General features: G+C 60.0%; 20 protein-coding genes and 1 pseudogene. 8 read left to right on the top strand and 13 right to left on the bottom strand.

Features of this window, described 5'->3' with window-relative positions; genetic code table 11:
- Positions 1-110 precede the first annotated feature (110 nt).
- The 5 genes from BLQ09_RS20725 to BLQ09_RS20705 form a co-directional block, all read right to left on the bottom strand.
- Complete coding sequence (locus tag BLQ09_RS20725; RefSeq protein ID WP_027605539.1) at positions 111-857, bottom strand: YebC/PmpR family DNA-binding transcriptional regulator; 747 nt, start codon at positions 855-857, stop codon at positions 111-113.
- Positions 858-992: 135 nt separating this feature from the next.
- Positions 993-2,768, bottom strand: a complete 1,776-nt coding sequence (aspS, locus tag BLQ09_RS20720; RefSeq protein WP_027605538.1) for an aspartate--tRNA ligase — start codon at positions 2,766-2,768, stop codon at positions 993-995.
- Positions 2,769-2,875: 107 nt separating this feature from the next.
- Complete coding sequence (locus BLQ09_RS20715; RefSeq protein ID WP_010208103.1) at positions 2,876-3,097, bottom strand: FmdB family zinc ribbon protein; 222 nt, start codon at positions 3,095-3,097, stop codon at positions 2,876-2,878.
- 178 nt (positions 3,098-3,275) lie between these two features.
- Positions 3,276-3,617 (bottom strand): ribbon-helix-helix domain-containing protein, encoded by a 342-nt coding sequence (locus BLQ09_RS20710; protein WP_027605537.1) that lies wholly within the window; start codon positions 3,615-3,617, stop codon positions 3,276-3,278.
- A 179-nt stretch (positions 3,618-3,796) separates the two neighbouring features.
- A complete protein-coding gene (locus tag BLQ09_RS20705) occupies positions 3,797-4,270 on the bottom strand; it encodes a Dps family protein (RefSeq protein WP_027605536.1) in 474 nt (157 codons plus the stop codon).
- Positions 4,271-4,698: 428 nt separating this feature from the next.
- Between BLQ09_RS20705 and BLQ09_RS31775 the strand changes: the two genes are divergently transcribed.
- Positions 4,699-5,301, top strand: coding sequence for a cold-shock protein (locus BLQ09_RS31775; protein ID WP_005790922.1), 603 nt, complete (start codon positions 4,699-4,701; stop codon positions 5,299-5,301).
- Positions 5,302-5,371: 70 nt separating this feature from the next.
- Here BLQ09_RS31775 and BLQ09_RS20695 read toward each other — a convergent pair whose 3' ends face one another.
- Both BLQ09_RS20695 and BLQ09_RS20690 read right to left on the bottom strand, forming a co-directional pair.
- Positions 5,372-5,578, bottom strand: a complete 207-nt coding sequence (locus BLQ09_RS20695; RefSeq protein ID WP_027605535.1) for a SlyX family protein — start codon at positions 5,576-5,578, stop codon at positions 5,372-5,374.
- Positions 5,579-5,581: 3 nt separating this feature from the next.
- Positions 5,582-6,007, bottom strand: coding sequence for an HIT domain-containing protein (locus BLQ09_RS20690; RefSeq protein WP_092358470.1), 426 nt, complete (start codon positions 6,005-6,007; stop codon positions 5,582-5,584).
- Positions 6,008-6,752: 745 nt separating this feature from the next.
- Here BLQ09_RS20690 and BLQ09_RS20685 point away from each other — a divergent pair.
- Positions 6,753-8,045: an OprD family porin gene (locus tag BLQ09_RS20685; RefSeq protein WP_027605533.1), complete on the top strand. Its 1,293-nt coding sequence runs from the start codon at positions 6,753-6,755 to the stop codon at positions 8,043-8,045.
- A 190-nt stretch (positions 8,046-8,235) separates the two neighbouring features.
- Here the strand turns inward: BLQ09_RS20685 and BLQ09_RS20680 are convergent, their stop codons facing one another.
- Positions 8,236-9,078: a mechanosensitive ion channel family protein gene (locus BLQ09_RS20680; RefSeq protein WP_027605532.1), complete on the bottom strand. Its 843-nt coding sequence runs from the start codon at positions 9,076-9,078 to the stop codon at positions 8,236-8,238.
- Positions 9,079-9,213: 135 nt separating this feature from the next.
- Positions 9,214-9,699: a YajQ family cyclic di-GMP-binding protein gene (locus BLQ09_RS20675; protein ID WP_003175814.1), complete on the bottom strand. Its 486-nt coding sequence runs from the start codon at positions 9,697-9,699 to the stop codon at positions 9,214-9,216.
- 123 nt (positions 9,700-9,822) lie between these two features.
- Between BLQ09_RS20675 and BLQ09_RS20670 the strand changes: the two genes are divergently transcribed.
- The 3 genes from BLQ09_RS20670 to BLQ09_RS20660 are packed head-to-tail and all read left to right on the top strand — an operon-like array spanning position 9,823 to position 13,401.
- Positions 9,823-10,740, top strand: coding sequence for a putative 2-dehydropantoate 2-reductase (locus BLQ09_RS20670; RefSeq protein ID WP_092358390.1), 918 nt, complete (start codon positions 9,823-9,825; stop codon positions 10,738-10,740).
- Between the two features lie 46 nt (positions 10,741-10,786).
- The gene (locus BLQ09_RS20665; RefSeq protein ID WP_027605530.1) at positions 10,787-12,820 is read left to right on the top strand and encodes a sensor histidine kinase; all 2,034 of its coding nucleotides are present in this window, start codon (positions 10,787-10,789) and stop codon (positions 12,818-12,820) included.
- Positions 12,821-12,822: 2 nt separating this feature from the next.
- A complete protein-coding gene (locus BLQ09_RS20660) occupies positions 12,823-13,401 on the top strand; it encodes a cob(I)yrinic acid a,c-diamide adenosyltransferase (RefSeq protein WP_027605529.1) in 579 nt (192 codons plus the stop codon).
- 126 nt (positions 13,402-13,527) lie between these two features.
- Here the strand turns inward: BLQ09_RS20660 and BLQ09_RS20655 are convergent, their stop codons facing one another.
- The 3 genes from BLQ09_RS20655 to secA all read right to left on the bottom strand — a co-directional run bounded on the left by BLQ09_RS20655 (position 13,528) and on the right by secA (position 18,567).
- Positions 13,528-14,472: a Nudix family hydrolase gene (locus BLQ09_RS20655; RefSeq protein ID WP_092358388.1), complete on the bottom strand. Its 945-nt coding sequence runs from the start codon at positions 14,470-14,472 to the stop codon at positions 13,528-13,530.
- Between the two features lie 18 nt (positions 14,473-14,490).
- Positions 14,491-15,708, bottom strand: a complete 1,218-nt coding sequence (gene argJ, locus BLQ09_RS20650; RefSeq protein ID WP_027605527.1) for a bifunctional glutamate N-acetyltransferase/amino-acid acetyltransferase ArgJ — start codon at positions 15,706-15,708, stop codon at positions 14,491-14,493.
- Between the two features lie 123 nt (positions 15,709-15,831).
- Complete coding sequence (gene secA / locus BLQ09_RS20645) at positions 15,832-18,567, bottom strand: preprotein translocase subunit SecA (RefSeq protein ID WP_092358386.1); 2,736 nt, start codon at positions 18,565-18,567, stop codon at positions 15,832-15,834.
- A 294-nt stretch (positions 18,568-18,861) separates the two neighbouring features.
- On the opposite strand from secA, the gene BLQ09_RS20640 reads away from it, so the two are divergent.
- Positions 18,862-19,317: a DUF721 domain-containing protein gene (locus BLQ09_RS20640; RefSeq protein ID WP_027605525.1), complete on the top strand. Its 456-nt coding sequence runs from the start codon at positions 18,862-18,864 to the stop codon at positions 19,315-19,317.
- A gap of 4 nt (positions 19,318-19,321) precedes the next feature.
- Here BLQ09_RS20640 and BLQ09_RS20635 read toward each other — a convergent pair whose 3' ends face one another.
- A complete protein-coding gene (locus BLQ09_RS20635; RefSeq protein WP_051429346.1) occupies positions 19,322-20,800 on the bottom strand; it encodes a helicase HerA-like domain-containing protein in 1,479 nt (492 codons plus the stop codon).
- Between the two features lie 191 nt (positions 20,801-20,991).
- On the opposite strand from BLQ09_RS20635, the pseudogene BLQ09_RS31970 reads away from it, so the two are divergent.
- Positions 20,992-22,023, top strand: a pseudogene (locus BLQ09_RS31970) (cache domain-containing protein); the annotation flags it as partial.
- 93 nt (positions 22,024-22,116) lie between these two features.
- Positions 22,117-22,881, top strand: coding sequence for a methyl-accepting chemotaxis protein (locus tag BLQ09_RS31965; RefSeq protein WP_370671262.1), 765 nt, complete (start codon positions 22,117-22,119; stop codon positions 22,879-22,881).
- Positions 22,882-22,914 lie beyond the last annotated feature (33 nt).

Below are 22,914 nucleotides of genomic sequence, written 5' to 3'. Positions count from 1 at the left end.
AATGTGGGAGGGGGCTTGCTCCCGATGGCGATCGTCCAGTTAGACATAGGCTGACTGATACACCGCCATCGGGAGCAAGCCCCCTCCCACATTTGGATCTACTTCATTCTTCAGCCTAGCTGTTCGGCCACGGATTCCGGGATGTCGGCGTTGGAATACACGTTTTGTACATCATCCAGGTCTTCGAGCATATCGAGCATCTTCAGCACTTTCTGCGCACCGTCCAGGTCCAGCTCGGCACTGGTGGTCGGCAGCATCACAATCTCGGCGTCGGAGCCTTTGAAACCGGCCGCTTCCAGGGCGTTACGCACGGCGTAGAAACCGGCGAACGAGGTAAACACGTCGATGGAGCCATCTTCATTGGTCACCACGTCGTCGGCATCCGCCTCCATCGCCGCTTCCATCAGTGCATCTTCATCCACACCCGGCGCGAAGGAGATCTGCCCCTTGCGTTCGAACAGGTAGGCCACCGAACCGTCAGTCCCCAGGTTGCCGCCACACTTGCTGAACGCATGACGCACGGCGGCGGCAGTACGGTTGCGGTTATCGGTCATGCATTCGACCATCACCGCCACGCCACCCGGGCCGTAGCCTTCGTAGGTCAACTCGACCATGTCGTCGGTGTCGGCAGCGCCGGCCCCACGGGCCACGGCACGGTCGATAATGTCACGACTCATGTTGGCGCCGAGGGCCTTGTCCAGGGCCAGGCGCAGACGCGGGTTGGAGCCCGGGTCACCACCACCCTGGCGGGCAGCGACCGTCAGCTCACGGATCCACTTGGTGAAGATCTTGCCTTTCTTGGCATCCTGACGCTCTTTGCGGTGCTTGATGTTCGCCCACTTGGAATGGCCAGCCATAACACAACTCCGAAATTCTCTAGAAACCTTATCAACCCCACCCGGGGTGGGATACAACCCTTGTAACGCAAAGGCGCATCCGAAGATGCGCCTTTTTAGACTGCGTAAACCTCAGTGCGCTTTCACGCAGCAGCCTTACTCAGCCTTCGGCGTCTCGCGCAGGCGAATATGCAGCTCGCGCAATGCCTTGGCATCCACCACACCCGGAGCCTGGGTCATGACGTCCGCAGCACTCTGGGTTTTCGGGAAGGCGATCACTTCACGGATCGACTGGGCGCCGGTCATCAGCATCACCAGGCGGTCGAGGCCGAAAGCCAGGCCACCGTGGGGTGGCGCGCCGTATTTCAGGGCGTCGAGCAGGAAACCGAACTTCTCTTCCTGTTCCGCTTCGTTGATGCCCAGCAGGCGGAAGACCGCTTGTTGCATCTCTTTGCGATGGATACGGATCGAACCACCACCCAGCTCAGTACCGTTCAACACCATGTCATACGCGCGGGACAGCGCGCCTGCCGGGTTGGCTTCCAGCTCTTCGGGCGAGCACTTCGGCGCGGTGAACGGGTGGTGCAAGGCGCTGAAGCTACCGTCATCATTCTCTTCGAACATCGGGAAGTCGACGACCCACATCGGTGCCCACTTGCAGGTCAGCAGGTCCAGGTCGTGGCCCAGCTTGATCCGCAGCGCGCCCAGGGCTTCGCTGACGATCTTGGCTTTGTCGGCGCCGAAGAACACGATGTCGCCGTCGACCGCGCCCACGCGATCCAGGATCACATTGAGGTTGGCTTCCGGGATGTTCTTCACGATTGGCGACTGCAGGCCTTCAACACCCTTGGCGCGCTCGTTGACCTTGATGTACGCCAGGCCCTTGGCACCGTAGATGCCGACGAACTTGGTATAGTCGTCGATCTGCTTGCGCGGCATGCTCGCGCCGCCAGGCACGCGCAGGGCGGCGATGCGGCATTTCGGGTCGTTGGCCGGGCCGCTGAACACCTTGAAATCAACTTCGGTGAGCTGGTCGGCCACGTCCACCAGTTCCAGCGGGTTACGCAGGTCTGGCTTGTCCGAACCGTAGCGGCGCATGGCTTCTTCGAAGGTCATGTGCGGGAATTCGCCGAACTCCAGGTCCAGCACTTCCTTGAACAGGTTGCGGATCATCTGCTCGGTGATGCCCATGATCTCTTTTTCATCGAGGAAGCTGGTCTCGATGTCGATCTGGGTGAATTCCGGCTGGCGGTCGGCGCGCAGGTCTTCGTCGCGAAAGCACTTGGCGATCTGGTAGTAACGGTCGAAGCCAGCCACCATCAGCAGCTGCTTGAACAGCTGCGGCGACTGCGGCAAGGCGAAGAAACTGCCGGCGTGGGTACGGCTAGGCACCAGGTAGTCCCGCGCGCCTTCCGGGGTGGCCCGGGTCAGGATAGGCGTTTCGACGTCAAGGAAGCCGTTCTCGTCGAGGAAGCGGCGGATGCTGGTGGTCATGCGCGAACGCAGGCGCAGCTTCTCGGCCATTTCCGGACGACGCAGGTCCAGGAAACGGTAGCGCAGGCGGGTTTCTTCGCCGACGTCGGAGTATTCGTTCAGCGGGAACGGCGGGGTTTCCGATTCGTTGAGTACTTCCAGCTCGTAGCCCAGCACTTCGATCGCACCGGACGCCATGTTCGCGTTCACGGCACCGGCAGGACGCAGGCGAACCTTGCCGGTGATCTTCACGACGTACTCGCTGCGCACACGGTCAGCAGCGGCGAAGCTTTCGGCGCGGTCCGGATCGAACACCACCTGGGCCAGGCCATCACGATCACGGATATCGAGGAAGATCACCCCGCCGTGGTCGCGGCGACGGTGAACCCATCCGCAAAGGGTAATTTCCTGACCATCCAGGGTCTCGTTCAGTTGGCCGCAATAGTGGCTGCGCATCATGGTAGTGGTTTCACTTCTCGTAATTCGAAATTCGGTGGAGGCCTGCCTCGTCACCGTACATTAAAGCAGGGGACGGATAATGCAGGAGCCTGCGCATGGAGTTCAACTCAGTCTGCTTTGTCGCCGCCCGCCAGGTTCTTCTTCGAACCGGTCTTGAAATCGGTCTCGTACCAGCCGCTGCCGCTCAGGCGGAAGCCCGGCATGGACAACATCTTCTTGAGCTCGGGTGCCTGGCAGGCCGGGCAATCGACCAGCGGCGCTGCGCTGATCTTCTGGATGGCTTCCAACTGATGTCCACAGGAAGCACATTGATAGTCGTACATGGGCATGGCGATGTCTCGGCGGTCGATCGTTACTGTGCCGCGCCCGCTCCTGATAGAGAGCAGAGGGAGAAAGCCCCGGCAGCAGCAAAGCGCGGGATTATATCTGGTAAATCAAGGCAGCGCAGCCGGCTTTCTGCCCGGGGCAGGCCCACCTCGACAGCGGACCAGCCCCGAGGCCTGCCGATTACTCAGGGCTTGGCGAGACAGCACGGCCCTTTAACAGATGAACCACACACACTACCCTGACCAACCCACTGAAGTTCTTCACTCCTCCATACCGCAAGTGCACTTCCCGATCGACATAGGACAGCAATGCGCTGACAGAGCAGGCATTGATCCTGGCTATTTCCGTGAGGATATTCCAATAGATCTGCTCAAGCCGAAGACAAGTGGAAAACCCATTGAGCCTTACCGATCGGGACAATGGCTTGGCCAGCCCCATATCGAACCCCTTGGCGAAGGGGTCGACGCTTATCTTGTGGAAACCACCGGTTTCCATCACTCCCACATCCACTCCACGTGACATACACCTGACACTCCATTGCCAAACAACAGCCCATGGGTTCTCCCATTGGACAGTGGCCCTATAAGACAGCAGGACGAAGCAGGCAGCCAGAAGACGGGGCGTTGATAGGCGTAGGACAACGCCAGGAAATGCGTGGAAACAAGCAAGTGGCGCCACAACGGCGCCACTGTGGGTGACGGTTACTGGTTTTCGAGCAGGGAGCGCAGCATCCACGCGGTTTTCTCGTGAACCTGCATGCGCTGGGTCAGCAGGTCCGCGGTCGGCTCATCGCTGACCTTGTCGAGCAACGGGAAAATACCGCGTGCGGTACGCGTGACCGCCTCCTGGCCCGCCACCAGTTGCTTGATCATCTCTTCTGCGCTGGGAACGCCCTCTTCTTCCTTGATGGAGGAAAGACGGGCGTAGATCGAATAGGCGCCCGGTGCCGGGAAACCCAGGGCACGGATACGCTCGGCTATGGCGTCCACCGCCAGCGCCAGCTCGTTGTACTGCTCTTCGAACATCAGGTGCAGCGTACGGAACATGGGGCCCGTGACGTTCCAATGGAAGTTGTGGGTCTTCAGGTACAGTACATAGGTATCGGAGAGCAGTCGTGAAAGCCCATCGACGATGGATTTACGATCTTCTTCACTGATACCGATATCGATTGCCATGTTTATCCCCTTCAATTGACAAGCATTCATTGATCAGGTGCACGACCACTCTAGCAAGAGCGCCGCGTAGACGCAGCCCGACACCCTCGGGCGACATGCGACAAATCGCCCCTGCACGACCTTTCAGCCCGTGCAGTACAAGCCTTTGGACACCTCGGAAATTTCCTTTAAGGCCGCCAGAAACACCTGCACATGTCTAGGACAAGCGTTTCACGCAGAAATGCCACGCCCCTTTCAACCGCGGAAAATGCTCGATTTGAGTAGGCACGGCCTTTGCTGTTAAATAGGCAGCGTGTCGCCGTCGTTAATTTCCACGGCAAGCGGCATAGGCTGATACCCGCGCACGTGCCCAACGCCTCCCATTGTTCAGAAGCGAACCGTGCCAGTCAGCTCTTCCTTGTGATCCGTCTTAACGTGAGTTAATCAAAATGTTGAAAATCGTCCACCTGCTAACGGGCGTTGCAGCGTTGCTGCTGTCCTTTATCCCGAGCCTGCAGCCTGAAAGCCTGCCCTACCTGCAACAACACGACGCTCTGTACCTGGCCTTGTTCGGCCTTCTTAACCTGACGCTCGCTCCCGTAATCCCTTACTGGAACAAAGGCACACGTCATCAACTGCAAAACCTGGTCAGCGCACTGCTGGTACTGACCGTTGTCGTACAAACCCTCACCCTCCTGGCACCTATGCCTGAAGTGGGCGGCCATCCGGCCATCCTGCTCAGCCTGGTGATTGCTGTGGTCGCTATCGTTCTTCACCTGGCCATCAGCTTCTACCGTTCGTCCCCGGCGGCCGCGTCGCAAAACTACGACATGACCAATCGGGATACCGGTACCGTCAAGTGGTTCAACACCTCCAAAGGCTTCGGCTTTATTTCCCGCGATTCGGGCGACGACATCTTCGTCCACTTCCGGGCTATCCGTGGCGAAGGCCATCGCGTCCTGGTGGAAGGCCAGCGCGTGGAGTTCTCCGTGATGAATCGCGACAAAGGCCTGCAAGCCGAAGACGTGATCGCTGCCCTGCCGCGTCGCTGATTCCAGCCGTCGCAGCAAAAAAAACCGCGATCCAGCCTTGGCTGGGTCGCGGTTTTTTATTGCACTCGGATTAATAGTGCGGTGGCGGCGCCTCTTCTTCGGACGTCTCGAACTGGCCGCCCATTTCTTCCTGACGCTTGAGCAGCGCGGTCATCTGCAGCTGCAGGCGTTCAACCGCGCGCTGCTGGGCGACCAGGATGTCATTGAGGGTCTCGATGGTGTCGTCCTGAAAAGCCAGGCGGCTTTCCAGATCGGTAACGCGGTCTTGCAAGTCCATGGTTCAACCCTGGGTAAAGATAAAGTCGGCAGGCAGCAACGCGCGCAGGCGCACACGAATGACCGCCACTTGTTCGTCAGTGTACGGCCGGGCCGGATGCTTGCCCCACACCGGCGCAGGCCACGCAGCATCATCACGCTTGCGTACGATCACATGCACGTGCAATTGGCTGACGACATTGCCCAGCGCACCGATATTCATCTTGTCGGCGCCCAGGCCTTCGTTGAGTAACTGCGCCAGCAACGTAGTTTCCTTCCAGAGGATCTGTTGATCTGCGACATCCAGCTGAAACACTTCGCTGATACCGTTGATGCGCGGTACCAGGATGAACCACGGGTAATTCGAGTCATCGGACAGCAGCAGGCGGCACAACGGGAAGTCCCCGATCACCAGTGTGTCTTGTTGCAGGCGTTGGTCTAAGGCGAACACCACGGGCACTCCGTTTGGCAGGTCAGGTTCTGGCGCCCAGCATACCTTTGAATGCGGGCGGCTTCACGGCGAATGCGGGAGAGCCCCGGCGCATCCGGAGAAAAAAACCGCACCCTTTCGATGCAGGCGAATAATTGAGCTACGATAACTCGGGCCTCACCGGGATGCACCAAAATGACCCACTTGTGCCTCAAAGAGATCCGCCAACTACCCACCCATGGGGGTGGACCGGTAACGTTTTTCTCGGGCAAGGTTTTTTTGCACCCCCCAACAGCGGTAACACACGGGCGTCAAGCCCAAACCAAACGGCGTAAAAAGCCCGTGCTTATGCGGTTTTTACCACGTCGTAACGTTTTTCACGAAAAAATGACATTCAGTTACCGATTTGGGCGCGCTTGTTGCATTCACCCCCCTATCGTCGACAACGGCACCTGCAGGGAAGTGAGTGTTTCGCGATAAATAACAGTGGCGTTTCAATGTATACCAAGGAAGACGACAAACGCTGAAAGGCGTTTGAAAACAGCATTGAAGTTGTCAGTCCCGTTACATTCGGACTGTGAATTTGCGACATGGAACTAGCAATTTACGACAGCCTCGTAAAGAAGCTGAAAGGAAAGATGGGTAAGTATCGTCAATAGAGTCTGCGTGATATAACTTTGCGCCGACACAAAAAAGAAAGAGCCGCCCAGATAAAAATACAGGTGGGACGGCAGTACTCTTCCTAAAACCAAAGGAGCAAATCACGATGCGCGTGATGAAGTGGAGCATGATCGCCCTGGCTGTTTCAGCAGGCACCTCGCAGTTCGCAATGGCGTCCGCCCAGGACGATTCCAAGGGCTTTATCGAGGACAGTACAGCCAGCATTCTGACACGGGCCCTGTATTTCAGCCGTGACCGCCGTAACCACGGTGCAGAACAAAGCCGTATCGAAGAAACCGGCCTCGGCTTCCACGGCCTCTTCAGCTCGGGTTACACCCAAGGCACCATCGGTGTCGGTGTCGACGTGATCGGTCTGCTGGGCGTCAAGCTGGACAGCGGCAAAGGCCGTGCCGGCACCGGTCTGTTCCCAGAGGGTTCCGACGGCCGTTCGCAGGATGACTACTCCAAAGGCGGCGCAGCCATCAAGTTCCGTATGTCCAATACGGTCCTGAAGATCGGTGATCAGTACACCACCGCTCCAGTGTTCGCTTCCGATGACAGCCGTTTGCTGCCGGAACTGCCGCAAGGCATCTCCATCACCAGCAACGAAATCAAAGATCTGAAACTGGAAGCCGGTCACTTCACCTCGATCGTTGCCCAGGATCAAACCTACCGCGACAGTATCGCCAGCTCCGAACCAGGCTCGAGCCGTGGCCTGCGAGACGCCAACTTCGTCGGCGGTGTGTACTCCTGGACCCCAGAGTTCACCACCAGCCTCTACTACTCGAAAGTGGAAGACTACTGGAAGAAGATCTACGCCAACGTCAACTGGACCCACGCGCTCAGCGATGACCAGTCCGTGGCTGTCGACTTCAACATCTACGACACCAAGAGCGACGGCGCCGGCCTGGTACGTGCTGACAAAGACAGCACCACCAAGCTCGACAACCGTGCGTTCAGCCTGCAAGGCGCGTACACCATTGGCGCTCACACCTTCACCCTGGCAGCACAGAAGGTCAGCGGCGACGGCCAGTACGGCTACGGCGTAGACGGTGGCGGCACGATTTTCCTGGCCAACTCCATCGCCCGTTCCGACTTCAACGCTGAAGACGAGAAGTCCTACCAGGCTCGCTATGACCTGAACATGGCGACCTTTGGTATCCCAGGCCTGAGCTTCATGACTCGTTATGTGAAAGGTACTGGCGCCAACACCTCGACCACTAACAATGGTAAAGAGTGGGAACGCGATATCGAAGCCAAATACGTGATCCAGAGCGGTCCAGCCAAAGACCTGAGCCTGCGCGTACGTCAAGCGACCTATCGCTCGTCTGATCAGGTTTACTCGGGTTCCCTCGACGAACTGCGTCTGATCGCGCAATACCCGCTGAACATCTTGTAATTGCCGGTTCAATTACAACGATGACTTAAGGCCCCGGCCTTAAACAAAAAAGCCGCTCCCCTGTTTACAAGGGAGCGGCTTTTTTATTGCAGTTTTATTTCAGCGAATAAATAACTAGCAAGCTAACTAACGAGATTCAGGTGACACGTTTAACCTGACCTTTCGGCCAAGTTAAACGCGCTTCTTTCACTTACTTCGGAGCTGCTTCCTGCATCACTCGAATAACGCGCTGCGGAAATGGAATATCAATCCCCGCTGCCTTTAAACGATCACGCGCCAGTTCATTCAGCATGAACACTACATCCCAATAATCCGGGGTATTGGTCCAGCAGCGCAGGGAAACCGTGATCGAGCTATCGCCCAAGGTCGACACCACGGCCACCGCAGCAGGATCCGTCAGTACGCGCGGATCTTTTGCCAGGTCCAGCAGTACTTCACGGGCCTTTTGCAGATCCGCCTCGTAGTCCACACCCACGTCAAACACCACCTTGCGGGTCGGCTGACGGTTGGTGTTGGTGATGATGCCGTTGGACAGGATGCCGTTGGGTACGATGACAGTCTTGTTGTCGCCGGTGCGCAGCACGGTGTGGAAGATCTGGATACTGTCGACGGTCCCGGAAGTGCCCTGGGCTTCGATCCAGTCACCAATGCGGAACGGGCGGAACAACAGGATCAGCACCCCACCGGCAAAGTTGGCCAGGCTGCCTTGCAACGCCAGGCCGATGGCCAGGGTAGCGGCACCGATGGCGGCGACGAACGAGGTGGTCGCCACGCCGATCATCGAGGCCACGCTGACAATCAGCATGACTTTCAGCGCAATGTTCGCCAGGCTGGTGATGAAGTGCTGCAGCGCCAGGTCCGCGTTACGCATGGCCAGCAGACGGCCCACACGATGGGTCAATACGTTGATCAGCCACCAGCCAATGGCCAGGGTGATTACCGCCAGCAACACCCGGCTGCCGTATTCCATGATCATCGGGATCCATGACTGCGAGGTCTTGATCAAGTGATCCATTTCAGCGTTTAAATCCATGTAGCTTCTCCTGTGTGGCAGATGTGCGGCTTACTGACTGCCTGAAAACGCAAATGAGCCCCGTAGGGCTCAAGTGCAGGCGCTGGCTCTGGGGCGTGGGACGCCGAAAACGTCCACAGGTTCCCCACTGTGCCATCAGTCGCGGAAGTTATTGAACTGCAGCGGCATGTCGAAAGTCTTGGCGCGCAGAGCGGCAATGGCCTCCTGCAGGTCATCACGCTTCTTGCCGGTGACACGAACCTGCTCACCCTGGATGGCAGCCTGGACTTTCAGCTTGGCATCCTTGATATGGGCGACGATCTTCTTCGCCAGCTCCTTGTCGATACCTTCCTTGAGTACGGCTTCCTGCTTCATCAGCTTGCCGGAGGCGTAGGCGTCCTTGATTTCAAGGCACTGCGCGTCGATCTTGCGCTTGACCAGCGACAACTTGAGTATCTCGATCATCGCTTCCAGCTGGAAATCGGCTTCAGCGGTCAGGTTGACGGTCAGTTCCTTTTCCTTGAATTCGAAGCTGCCCTTGCCTTTCAAGTCATAGCGGCGGTCCAGCTCCTTGACGGCGTTCTCGACGGCGTTGGTGACTTCGTGTTTGTCCAGTTCAGATACCACGTCGAACGAAGGCATGTGATTTCTCCAATATAAGGGGCGGGCTCAGTAGAGATGGAGCGCGCCCGAGCTAAAATGCCGGGGCATTATAGCGGTTCTTTCGTCCCGTTCACTGTGAGCGACCCTACGGAGCAAAAACTGATGTCGACCACCTGGCATATTCTCGGCGCGGGCAGCCTGGGCACACTGTGGGCCACCCGCCTGGCTCGTGCCGGCTTGCCCGTCAGGTTGATCCTGCGCGATGCCAGGCGCCTGGCCAGCTACCGGGCTTCACCCGGCTTGACCCTGGTGGAACACGGCGTCGCCCATACCTACCCGGTGTTCGCTGAAACGCCCGACAGCCCCGAGCCGATTCATCGCCTGCTGGTAGCGTGCAAGGCCTACGACGCCCAGGGCGCTGTCGCACAGCTGCAACATCGCCTGGCACCGGACGCCGAGCTGATCCTGCTGCAGAACGGCCTAGGCAGCCAGGACGCGGTGACCGCGCAACTGCCCAAGGCGCGCTGCATTTTTGCCTCCAGCACCGAAGGCGCGTTTCGCGACGGTGACTGGCGCGTGGTGTTCGCCGGCCATGGCTACACCTGGCTGGGGGACGCGAGCCACCCTACTCCGCCGCTGTGGCTGGATGACTTGCACGCTGCGGGCATCCCCCACGAATGGAGTACCGACATCCTGACGCGCCTGTGGCGCAAACTGGCGCTCAATTGCGCGATCAACCCGCTGACGGTGCTTTACCAGTGCCGCAACGGCGAACTGCAGAACCATCAATGTGAAGTCGCGACCCTGTGTGCCGAGCTTGGCGAACTGCTGGAATGCTGCGGCCAACCCACCGCCGCGCTGGATCTGCACCAGGAAGTGGAACGGGTCATCCAGGCCACGGCCGCCAATTATTCCTCCATGTACCAGGACGTGGCCAACGCCCGCCGCACCGAGATCAGCTACTTGTTGGGCTATGCTTGCCAGGCGGCCGCCCGTCACCAATTGAGCCTGCCCCATGTGCAACAGCTGCAAGTGCGCCTGGTCGAGCAGTTACTTGCACGCGGATTGCCCCGCGACTGAACCACGCGCTACCCTGCCCGCCTGTCTATCACCTGGGAAAACCCTGATGCCGCTGCGCCAGCGTCTAGAAAACCTACCGGTCGGGCAGAAACTGCTGGCCGCCCTGCTGGTGCTGCTGACCACCGTCCTGCTGGTGGCTAACCTGACCTTTATCAGCGCCGCCTACTGGATCTCCCAGGAAAGCATGGCGCCCCAGGCCTTGCAGGCCATCGGCCGGCTGGTGTCCAACCCGGCCCTGGCCGCCGAAGCCCTTGAATCCCCAGCCAAGGCCGATGCGCTGCTCAATGAACTGACCAGCTATTCTCCCCTGCGCGCCGCCGCCCTGTACGACGGCGAAGGCAATCGCCTGGCGCAGATGCAACACGGCGATCGCCTGCACCTCCCGGACAACTACCGGCATATCGAAGCCTGGCGAGTGACCGAATTTCGCAGTAACCAGGTCATCACCCTGCCCCGCCCCGGCCAACCGTCCGGCCACCTGCTGCTGGTGGCCAGCAGTGAGCTGCCGGTGGCCTTCTATACCGGCACATTGACGGCGAGCCTGGGCATCCTGATTTTCAGTGTGCTGCTGTGGTTGATCATCGCCCGGCAAATCAAACGCCTGATCACCCGGCCGATCCATGAACTCGAAGAGCTGTCACGCCAGGTCACCCGCGAAGAGAACTACGCCCTGCGCGCCGGCCCAGGCAACCACGACGAAATCGGCAGCCTGGCCGAAGCCTTCAACACCATGCTGTCGCGCATCGAAGCCCGGGAGCAGCAGCTCAAGCGCGCGCGGGACGACTCCCAGGCGGCCTACGACCAGGCACAAGGCCTGGCCGAAGAGACGCGCCACACCAACCGCAAGCTGGAGCTGGAAGTCCAGGTACGCAGCAAGATCGAGAAAAAGCTCACCGGTTTCCAGAACTACCTGAACAGCATCATCGACTCGATGCCTTCGGCACTGATCGCCCTGGACGAACAGCTCTACGTCACCCAATGGAATCAGGAAGCCACGGCTCTGTCCGGCACGCGCCTGGATGAAGCGCTGAATCAACCGATCTACCTCGCCTTCCAGCCGCTCAAGCCGTACCTGCCGCAGATCAAGGCCACGGTGGAGCAACACACGGTGGAACGCATCGAGCGCGTCACCTGGGTCAAGGACGACGAACCCAAGCATTACGCCCTGACCTTCTACCCGCTGATGGGCGGTGCCGGGCGCGGCGTAGTGATCCGTATCGACGACATCACCCAGCGCCTGTCACTGGAAGAGATGATGGTGCAGTCGGAAAAAATGCTTTCCGTCGGCGGACTTGCCGCCGGCATGGCCCACGAGATCAACAACCCGCTGGGGGCGATCCTGCATAACGTGCAGAACATTCGCCGGCGCCTGTCCCCTGACCTGCCCAAGAACCTGGAACACGCCGAGCAGGTGGGGGTTGAGCTGGACACCGTCAACCGCTACCTGCAAAGCCGCGAAGTGCCGCAACTGCTCGACGGTATCCAGCAGGCGGGGGCACGGGCGGCGAAAATCGTCACCCACATGCTCAGCTTCAGCCGCCGCAGCAACCGGCAGATGGCGCCTTGCGACTTGCCGGCGCTGATCGACCAGGCGGTAGAAATCGCCGGTAACGACTTTGACCTGGCCATTGGCTTCGATTTCAAGGGCCAGGCGATCATCCGCCAGTTCGACCCGCAACTGGGCCCCGTGCCCGGCACGGCCAACGAACTGGAACAGGTGCTGCTCAACCTGCTGAAAAACGCCGCCCAGGCCATTCACCTGCGCGAGGACGACAGCGAACCGGGGCGCATCATCCTGCGCACGCGCCTTAACCCGCCGTGGGCGGAAATCCAGGTGGAAGACAACGGCATCGGCATGAGCGAAAACGTGCGCAAACGCACCTTCGAGCCGTTCTTTACCACCAAGGAAATCGGCCAGGGCACCGGGCTTGGGCTGTCGGTGTCGTATTTCATCATCACCAACAACCACAAGGGCCAGATGGAGGTGCATTCCACCCTCGGCCAAGGCACCTGCTTCACCTTGCGCCTGCCCCTGGCTGGCCAACTGCCACCTTACGAACTCACCCAACTGGAGCACTGACCATGGGCTTTCGCCTGTCGAAGATTTACACCCGCACCGGCGATAAAGGCGAAACAGGCCTCGGCGACGGCCGCCGCGTGCCCAAGGACCATCCCCGGGTGGAGGCCATCGGCGAGGTCGATACGCTCAATAGCCAGTTGGGGTTACTGCTGGCGTATCTCGAAGCCCTCGGCGGACAGCATCCAGGCTTACAGGACGTGATCGAGGTGCTTACGCCTTGCCAGCATCGATTGTTCGATCTGGGTGGGGAGTTGGCAATGCCGGAGTACAAGGCATTGAACGCGGCGGAAGTGGATCGGCTGGAAGCGGCGATCGATCGCTGGAACGAAGAGCTCGGGCCCCTGGAGAATTTCATCTTGCCCGGTGGTTCGGCGCTGATTGCCCAGGCCCATGTGTGCCGCAGCCTGGCGCGCAGTGCCGAGCGGCGCTGTCAGCACCTGAATGCTGTCGAGCCGTTGGAAGGGGTGGGGTTGGCGTATATCAATCGGCTGTCGGATTTGCTGTTTGTGGCGGCAAGGGTGATTGCCAGGCGCCAGGGTGTTGCAGAAGTGTTGTGGCAGGCGGCGGCGAAGCCACACTGATGATGATTCGGTGACTGATAGGGCCTCATCGGGGGCAAGCCCCCTCCCACATTTTGATCACATTCCAAAGTTGGAACCCGGTCGAATGTGAGGGGCTTGCTCCCGATAGGGCCCTTCAGAGCACCATCAAGCCTCAGGCCAGAACGCCCGAATCCCTGCGACACCTTGAGCGCCGGCTTCCCACGCCTGCTCCCGCTCAGCAGGCCCTACCCCACCCAGCAGAAACACCGGTTTGCTGAACCCACGGATCAACTCTGCCGCCTGTTCCCAGCCCAACGGCTGCGCATCGGGATGGGTCTGGGTCAGCTGCACCGGCGACAGCGTGACAAAATCCACGTCCATCAACTCCGCCAACGCCAGTTCCTCCGCGTCATGGCATGACGCCGCCAACCAGCGATCCTTCGGCAACGGCCGGCCCTTGCTCGCATATTTGCGCAGTTGGGCCGAGGTCATATGCCAGCCGGCCGCCGGGAAGTCCCCGAGCCATTCAAACGGTCCCTTGAGCATCAACTGCGCCTTACCGGCGCACAGGCCCACCGCATCTACCGCGAGGTCGCGGTACTTGGGGTCGTAACCATTGGGCGCCCGCAGCTGAATCAGCTTGATGCCACCGGCGATAGCCTTCTGGATCCCGCGCAAGAGCGTGGGCGTTTCCAGCTCGCCCGGCGTGATCAGGTAGTCGGCCGGCAAGCGCGCAGCCGCCACGATCGGCGCATTGGCCGCCGGGAACTCATAGTGGGGCAGATCGCGCGGGGCCACCCATTCCAGCGGTTGTCCCTCGGCGCCGTGGGGCTCGCCGGTAAAGGCCGAGACTTCCCAGACATCCAGCAACACCTGCTTGTCCGGGTAGTCATGTTGCACCTTGATCAGCGGTCGCGCCGTGGAGACCTGAATACCCAGCTCTTCCTGCAACTCACGGGACAGGGCCGTGGCGACCGACTCATCGGCCTCCACCTTGCCACCGGGAAACTCCCACAGGCCGCCCTGATGCTGGGTATCGGCACGGCGCGCCAGCAGGATCCTGCCGTCGACACCGCGGATCACCGCTGCTGCTACATGCACTCGTTTCACCGCGCTTATCCTCTTCTATCAGGTGCGGTATTCCGCATTGATCTTCACGTACTCGTGGGACAGGTCGGTGGTCCAGATGGTTTCGCTGCACTCACCGCGACCGAGTTCGATGCGGATAGTGATTTCTTCCTGCTGCATCACCGCCGAACCCTGGGCTTCGGTGTAGGTCTCGGCACGGGCGCCACGGCTGGCGATGCATACGTCGCCCAGGAACACGTCGATCTTGCTCACGTCCAGGTCCGGCACGCCGGCACGGCCGACGGCGGCCAGAATGCGGCCCCAGTTCGGGTCGGAGGCGAACAGCGCGGTCTTGATCAGCGGCGAGTGGGCCACGGTATAGCCGACATCCAGGCATTCCTGATGGTTGCCGCCGCCGTTGACTTCAACGGTCACGAACTTGGTCGCGCCTTCACCGTCACGCACGATGGCCTGGGCCACGTCCATGCACACCTCGAACACCGCCTGCTTCAGCGCCGCGAACAGCGGGCCGCTGGCTTCGGTGATTTCCGGCAGGTTGGCCTGGCCGGTGGCGATCAGCATGCAGCAGTCATTGGTGGACGTGTCGCCATCAATGGTGATGCGGTTGAACGACTTGTTGGCGCCGTCCAGGATCAGGCTGTGCAGCACATCGCGGGAAACCTTGGCGTCGGTGGCGATATAGCCAAGCATGGTGGCCATGTTCGGGCGAATCATGCCCGCGCCCTTGCTGATGCCAGTCACGGTAACCGTCACACCGTCGTGCACGAACTGGCGGCTCGCGCCTTTTGGCAGGGTGTCGGTGGTCATGATGCCGGTGGCGGCTGCCGCCCAGTTATCCACAGACAGGTCGTCCAGCGCGGCTTGCAGGGCGCCTTCGATTTTTTCGACCGGCAGCGGCTCACCGATGACGCCGGTGGAGTATGGCAGCACTTGGCTGGCGTCCACGCCGGCCAGTTGGGCCAGCTTGGCACAGGTACGTGCGGCGGCGACCAGCCCAGGCTCACCGGTACCGGCGTTGGCATTGCCGGTGTTGGTCAGCAGGTAACGAATCGAGCCGGCAACACGCTGCTTGGCCAGGATCACCGGCGCGGCGCAGAAGGCGTTGAGGGTGAACACGCCCGCAACGGTCGAGCCTTCGGCACAGCGCATCACCACCACATCCTTGCGCCCTGGGCGCTTGATGCCGGCCGAAGCGATACCGAGCTCAAAACCGGCAACCGGGTGCAATGTGGGCAAAGGACCAAGACCAACAGCCATGAATGCGCTCCTTAAAAATAGGTGATGTCTGTGCCGTCGTGATCGACGGTGAAGTTAATGGCAAAACGCCGCGACGGCAGGGGCCGGTCGCGGCGCGGGGTGTAGCAGCGTCAGGCAAAAATCTTAGTTGATTTCGCCGTGGCAGTGTTTGTACTTCTTGCCCGAACCGCACCAGCACAGTTCGTTGCGGCCCAGCTTCTGCTCGTTGCGAACCGGGGTCTGGGCCAGGGCCACATCGACCTCTTCACCCAATACTTCAGGCGCTTCCAGACCGGGTGCCTCGTCGTGCTGGAACTGCATGCGCGCAGCCAGTGCCTCGGCCTCCTGGCGCAGGCGCGCTTCTTCCTCGATCGGGTCTTCGCGACGCACCTGAACGTGGGACAGAACGCGAATCGAATCGCGCTTGATCGAATCCAGCAACTCGGAGAACAGCGTGAACGACTCGCGCTTGTACTCCTGCTTCGGGTTCTTCTGGGCATAGCCACGCAAGTGGATGCCGTGACGCAGGTGGTCCATGGTCGACAGGTGGTCTTTCCACAGGTCGTCCAGCACGCGCAGTACGATTTGCTTCTCGAAGGTGCGCAGTGCTTCGGCACTCGCCTGCTCTTCTTTCTCGTTGTATGCGGCCAGCAGCTCGGTCATGAGCTTCTCGCGCAGGGTTTCTTCGTACAGGTGGTCGTCTTCGTCGAGCCATTGCTGGACCGGCAAGTCGACACCGAAGTCGCTCTTCAACGCCGCTTCCAGGCCAGCGACATCCCACTGCTCAGGCAGCGATTGTGGCGGGATATGTGCGCTGACGGTGGCGTTGAGCACGTCCTGACGGAAATCGGCGATGGTTTCGCCAATGTTGTCGGCGGCCAGCAACGTGTTACGCATGTGATAGATCACTTTACGCTGTTCGTTGTTGACGTCATCGAACTCGAGCAGTTGCTTACGAATGTCGAAGTTACGGCCTTCTACCTTGCGCTGGGCCTTCTCGATGGCGTTGGTCACCATGCGGTGCTCGATCGCTTCACCGGACTGCATGCCCAGGGCCTTCATGAAGTTCTTCACCCGATCCGAGGCGAAGATACGCATCAGGCTGTCTTCCAGGGACAGGTAGAAACGGCTGGAACCGGCGTCACCCTGGCGGCCGGCACGACCGCGCAGCTGGTTGTCGATACGACGGGATTCGTGGCGCTCGGATGCGATCACCTGCAAGCCACCGGATTCCAGCACGGCCTGGTGGCGTTTCTGCCAGTCTGCCTTGATCTGGGCGATCTGCTCAGGGGTCGGATCGTCCAGCGAAGCCACTTCCACTTCCCAGTTGCCGCCCAGCAGGATGTCGGTACCACGACCGGCCATGTTGGTGGCGATGGTCAGCGCACCCGGGCGACCGGCCTGGGCGATGATCTCGGCTTCTTTTTCGTGGAACTTGGCGTTGAGGACCTTGTGCTCGATGCCTTCCTTGTTGAGCAGGTTGGACACGTGCTCGGAAGTCTCGATGGTGGCGGTACCCACCAGGATCGGACGACCCTGGGCCATGCCGTCCTTGATGTCGTTGATGATCGCCGCGTATTTCTCTTCGGCAGTCAGGAACACCAGGTCGTTGAAGTCTTTACGGGCCAGCGGCTTGTTCGGCGGGATGACCACCACCGACAGGCCGTAGATCTGGTGGAATTCGAACGCTTCGGTGTCGGCGGTACCGGTCATGCCGGACAGCTTGTTGTACAGGCGGAAGTAGTTCTGGAAGGTGGTGGACGCCAACGTCTGGCTTTCGGCCTGGATGTTGAGCATTTCCTTGGCTTCGATGGCCTGGTGCAGGCCTTCGGACAGACGACGGCCCGGCATGGTACGCCCGGTGTGTTCGTCGACCAGTACGACCTGGCCATCCTGCACGATGTATTCGACATTGCGATGGAACAGCTTGTGGGCACGCAGGCCGGCATACACGTGGGTCAGCAGGCTCAGGTTGTGGGCCGAGTACAGGCTCTCGCCTTCGGCCAGCAGGCCGATCTGGGTCAGCATGTCTTCGACGAACTGGTGACCGGCTTCGTTGAGTTCGACCTGGCGGGTCTTCTCGTCGATGGTGAAGTGACCTTCTTTGGTCACCACGCCTTCCACTTCCTCGATGTGCTGCTCAAGGCGCGGGATCAACTTGTTGATCTCGGTGTACAGGCGCGAGCTGTCTTCGGCCTGGCCGGAGATGATCAGCGGGGTACGGGCTTCGTCGATGAGGATGGAGTCGACTTCGTCGATCACGGCAAAGTTGAGTTCGCGCTGGAATTTTTCTTCCATGCTGAACGCCATGTTGTCGCGCAGGTAGTCGAAACCGAATTCGTTGTTGGTACCGTAGGTGATGTCGGCGGCGTAGGCGGCGCGCTTCTCTTCCGGCGGCTGGAACGGCGTTACCACGCCGACGGTCAGGCCGAGGAATTCATACAGCGGGCGCATCCAGTTGGCGTCCCGACGAGCCAGGTAGTCGTTCACCGTCACAACGTGCACGCCCTTGCCGGACAGTGCGTTGAGGTAAACACCCAGGGTTGCTACCAGGGTCTTGCCTTCACCGGTACGCATTTCGGCAATCATGCCTTCATGCAAGGTCATGCCGCCGATCAACTGCACGTCGAAGTGGCGCATGCCCATGACACGCTTACCGGCTTCACGGGCAACCGCAAAGGCTTCGGGAAGCAGCTTGTCGAGGGTTTCACCTTTGGCTATGCGGGCCTTGAACTCTTCGGTCTTGGCGCGCAATTGCTCGTCCGAAAGGGCAACCATCTGCTCTTCGAAGGCATTGACCAGCTGCACCGTCTTGAGCATGCGTTTGACTTCGCGCTCATTCTTGCTTCCAAAAAGTTTCTTTAACAAAGGCGCAAACATATCGGCAGGTTCTTCCACACATAGGGATGGAGGGCGCACCGTGAGTGGCCCGAGCAGCCCTCACGGCCGCATGCGAACGCGCATTCTACCCGGAATCGTGGGTGAGGAAAGTGGCGTTGTTCCCCGAGGCGGGCAAGGGGCTGTGAGAGGGCTTGTTTAAAATAAGGGCTTTTGCGCGAACTTCAACCCGTGGAGCTCATTGATTTTGTGGATAAAGCCCCGGCAATGCATTGCCCGGGGCCGCGTAGACGCTTTCTGCTAAGATGGCCGCTCTGTTACTTAAGGTGTCCAATCATGGCATTTCGCCCTCTTACAGCCCGCGCGCCCAGCGTGTTGCTTCGCGAAGCCAAGCCGTTGAAAGCCATCTTTGGCCATGCGCAACGCTTGGGCCATTTGCAACGCCTGCTCGAAAGCCAACTGCAACCGGCGGCCCGTGAGCACTGCCACGTGGCGTCCTGGCGTGAAGGCAACCTGCTGCTGATTGTCACAGATGGCCACTGGGCGACCCGCCTGCGCTATCAGCAAAAACGCCTGCAGCGTCAATTGATGGCGTTCGATGAGTTCGCCAGCTTGACGCGCATCCAGTTCAAGGTGCAGCCGCCGACCGTGCAGCAAGGCGCGGCGGGCCACACGATGGACTTGTCGGAGACGGCGGCCGAGACGATTCAGGCCACGGCCGACGGCATCAGCGATCCGGGCCTGCGCGCGGCACTTGAGCGGCTGGCCGCCCATGGCAAGCCCAAGCCCTGAACCGTTACTTGCGCTTACTGCCGCCCAGCAAAGACCCCAGCAAACCACGCACCAGTTGGCGCCCCATCTGATTGGCGGCCTGCTGCATCGCGGACTTCAGCGCCTTGCCTGCGGTGGTTCCCAGAAACGCCCCGGCCTTGTCGGTGAAGCTGGGCTCCTCGTCGGCCTGCCTGGCCTCTTCGGTCGGTCCAAGCGCCTTGCGCGCCATCAGTACTTCATAGGCCGACTCGCGATCAATCGGCTTGTCATAGCGCCCCTGCAAGGGCGAACCGGCCACCAATGCAGCGCGTTCAGCGACGCTGAGCGGCCCGATTCGCGATTGCGGCGGCGCGACCAGTACGCGCTGGACCACTTCAGGCGTACCTTTTTCCTGCAAGGTGCCCACCAATGCCTCACCCGTGCCCAACTCGGTCAACACCGATAACGCATCAAACGCCGGGTTCGGCCGGAACCCGTCTGCGACCGCCCGCAAGGATTTCTGTTCTTTCGTGGTGAACGCCCGCAGGCCATGCTGGATGCGCAAACCCAGTTGCGCCAGCACGGAGTCCGGCAGGTCGCCCGGCGATTGGGTGACGAAATACACCCCCACGCCCTTGGAACGGATCAGCCGCACCACTTGCTCCAAGCGCTCCTGCAAAGCCTTGGGCGTGTCGGCAAACAACAAATGCGCCTCGTCGAAAAACAGCGCCAGCAACGGTTTGTCGGCATCGCCGCGCTCGGGCAGCTGCTCGAACAATTCCGCCAACAGCCACAACAGGAAGGTCGCGTACACCTTCGGCGCTTCATGCACCAGGCGGCTGGCATCCAGCAGATGGATACGCCCGCGTCCCTCGCGGGTGGGCTGCAAGATGTCTTCAAGCTGCAGGGCCGGCTCGCCAAACAACGCCTCGGCGCCCTGCTGCTCCAATACTGCCAGACGCCGCAACAGCGCCTGGCTGGAGCCGGTGGTCATCAGCGCCGCATCCTCGCCGAGCAACTCCGGGTGATAACGCAGGTGGTTGAGCAGGGCCTTGAGGTCCTTGAGGTCCAGCAGCAACAGGCCTTCGCGATCCGCCACCTTGAACGCCGCGTAAAGGGCCGACTGCTGGCTGTCCGTGAGTTCCAGCAAACTGCCGAGCAACAAAGGCCCCATTTCGCTGATGGTGGTGCGCAATGGATGACCGGACTGCCCGTGGATGTCCCATAGCGTGACCGGATACGCCTTGGCCGTGTAATTAAGGAACGGCATGCCGGCGATGCGCTCTGCGACTTTGCCCTGAGGGTTGGCGGCGGCACCCAGGCCACAGAGGTCACCTTTGATATCCGCGGCAAATACCGCGACGCCCGCATCACTGAACGCTTCTGCCAGACGTTGCAACGTGACCGTCTTGCCTGTGCCCGTGGCGCCGGCGATCAAGCCGTGACGGTTGGCCAGGCGCATGGCCTGGGCAATGGGCTGGCCGTCAAGACCGGCACCGATAAGGAGTTGCGTGGAGTCAGGCATTTCGTCACCCATGGTTAATCTTTAATGTCGCCAGGTCGATAAGACAGATGTGAGACCCACAAAGTCTAAAAAACGCTCAGATAGTTCCTACAGGGACCAACGGAAATATCAAACTTTTTTTGACGCTACCCTCCCGCGTGTTCCACAAGGACGCGCTTCGGATATTAAGACCTTAGCGGACCCTTCAAGCTATGAATAAAAATCTGCGTTTCAGCCATAAAATCCTGCTTGCAGCCTCCCTTATCGTCATCGCGGCATTTACGCTGTTCACCCTTTATAACGACTATTTGCAACGTAACGCGATACGCGAAGACCTCAATAGCTACCTGCACGAGATGGGCGACGTCACCGCCAACAGTATCCAGACCTGGCTGACCGGACGTATCGCATTGGTGGAAAACGCCGCACAGAACATCGCCATCAACCCTGAACCCGCTGCGGTTGCAAGCCTGCTGGAGCAGAAAACCCTGACGTCATCGTTCATGGCTACCTACGTGGGTGACAGTCAGGGCGCCTTCACCATCCGTCCCGACACCAAGATGCCGGACGGCTTCGATCCACGCGTTCGCCCCTGGTACAAAGGTGCCCAGAGCAGCAACGGTTCGACCCTGACCGAGCCCTACATCGACGCAGCCACCGGGCAATTGATCATCTCCATCGCCACCCCCAGCGCCAAGGGTAGCCAGAGCATCGGCGTGGTCGGCGGCGACCTGAGCCTGCAGACCCTGGTGGACAACATCGGTGCACTGAACTTCGGTGGCATGGGCTATGCGTTCCTGGTCAGTGCCGACGGCAAGGTGCTGGTACACCCGGACAAAAGCCTGGTGATGAAGTCGCTCTCCGATGTCTACCCAAAACACACGCCCACCATCAGCGGCGACTTCAGCGAAGTCGAAGCCAACGGCAAGGACAACATCGTTACTTTCACACGGATCAAGGGGCTGCCCTCGGTGAACTGGTACCTCGGGGTATCAGTGGACAAGGACGAAGCCTACGCAATGCTCAGCAAATTCCGCACCTCCGCCGTAATCGCCACCGTGATTGCCGTGGTGATCATCATCGCTCTGCTCGGCATGCTGATACGCGTGCTGCTGCAGCCGCTGCACGTGATGACTCGCGCGATGCAGGACATCGCCGACGGCGAAGGTGACCTGACTCGCCGCCTGGCCATCCAGAATCACGATGAGTTCGGCACCCTGGGTAACGCATTCAACAGCTTCGTAGAGCGCATTCATACATCGATCCGCGAAGTGTCCTCAGCCACCCAACAGGTGAATGAAGTCGCACTGCGGGTTGTCAGTGCGTCCAACTCGTCGATGGTCAATTCCGACGAACAGGCCAACCGCACCAACAGCGTTGCCGCCGCGATCAACGAACTGGGCGCCGCCGCACAGGAAATCGCGCGTAACGCCGCACAGGCCTCCAACCAGGCCAGCGATGCACGGCAATTGGCCGAAGACGGTCAACAGGTGGTCGAACGCAATATCAAGGCGATGACTCAGCTGTCTGCAATGATCAGTGCCTCAAGCAGCAATATCGAAGCACTTAACAGCAAGACGGTGAATATCGGCCAGATTCTTGAGGTAATCACCAGTATTTCCCAGCAAACCAACCTGCTGGCACTGAATGCCGCCATCGAAGCCGCACGCGCCGGGGAAGCCGGGCGCGGGTTTGCGGTGGTCGCCGATGAAGTGCGCAACCTGGCCCATCGCACCCAGGAATCGGCACAGCAAGTACAAAAGATGATCGAGGAGCTGCAAATCGGTGCCCGTGACTCAGTCAGCACCATGAGCGACAGCCAGCGCCACAGTCATGACAGCGTGGAAATCGCCAACCTGGCCGGCGAACGCTTGAACAGCGTGACCCAGCGCATTGGCGAGATCGACGGCATGAACCAGTCGGTGGCCACCGCGACCGAAGAGCAGACCTCGGTCGTGGAGTCGATCAACATGGACATCACCGAGATCAACACCCTCAATCAGGAAGGCGTGGAAAACCTGCAATCGACGCTGCGCGCCTGCGCCGACCTGGAACAGCAGGCGGCACGGTTGAAACAGCTGGTGGGCAGCTTCCGGATCTGAACTACCGCAGGAGCCGGTCAGGCTCCCGCACTG

Origin of the sequence: Pseudomonas sp. NFACC25 (genome assembly GCF_900100935.1) — a bacterium.
Classification (GTDB): Bacteria; Pseudomonadota; Gammaproteobacteria; order Pseudomonadales; family Pseudomonadaceae; genus Aquipseudomonas; species Aquipseudomonas marginalis.
Note: the sequence above shows the minus strand (reverse complement) of the source record. Positions and strands in the feature narration are given on the sequence as shown.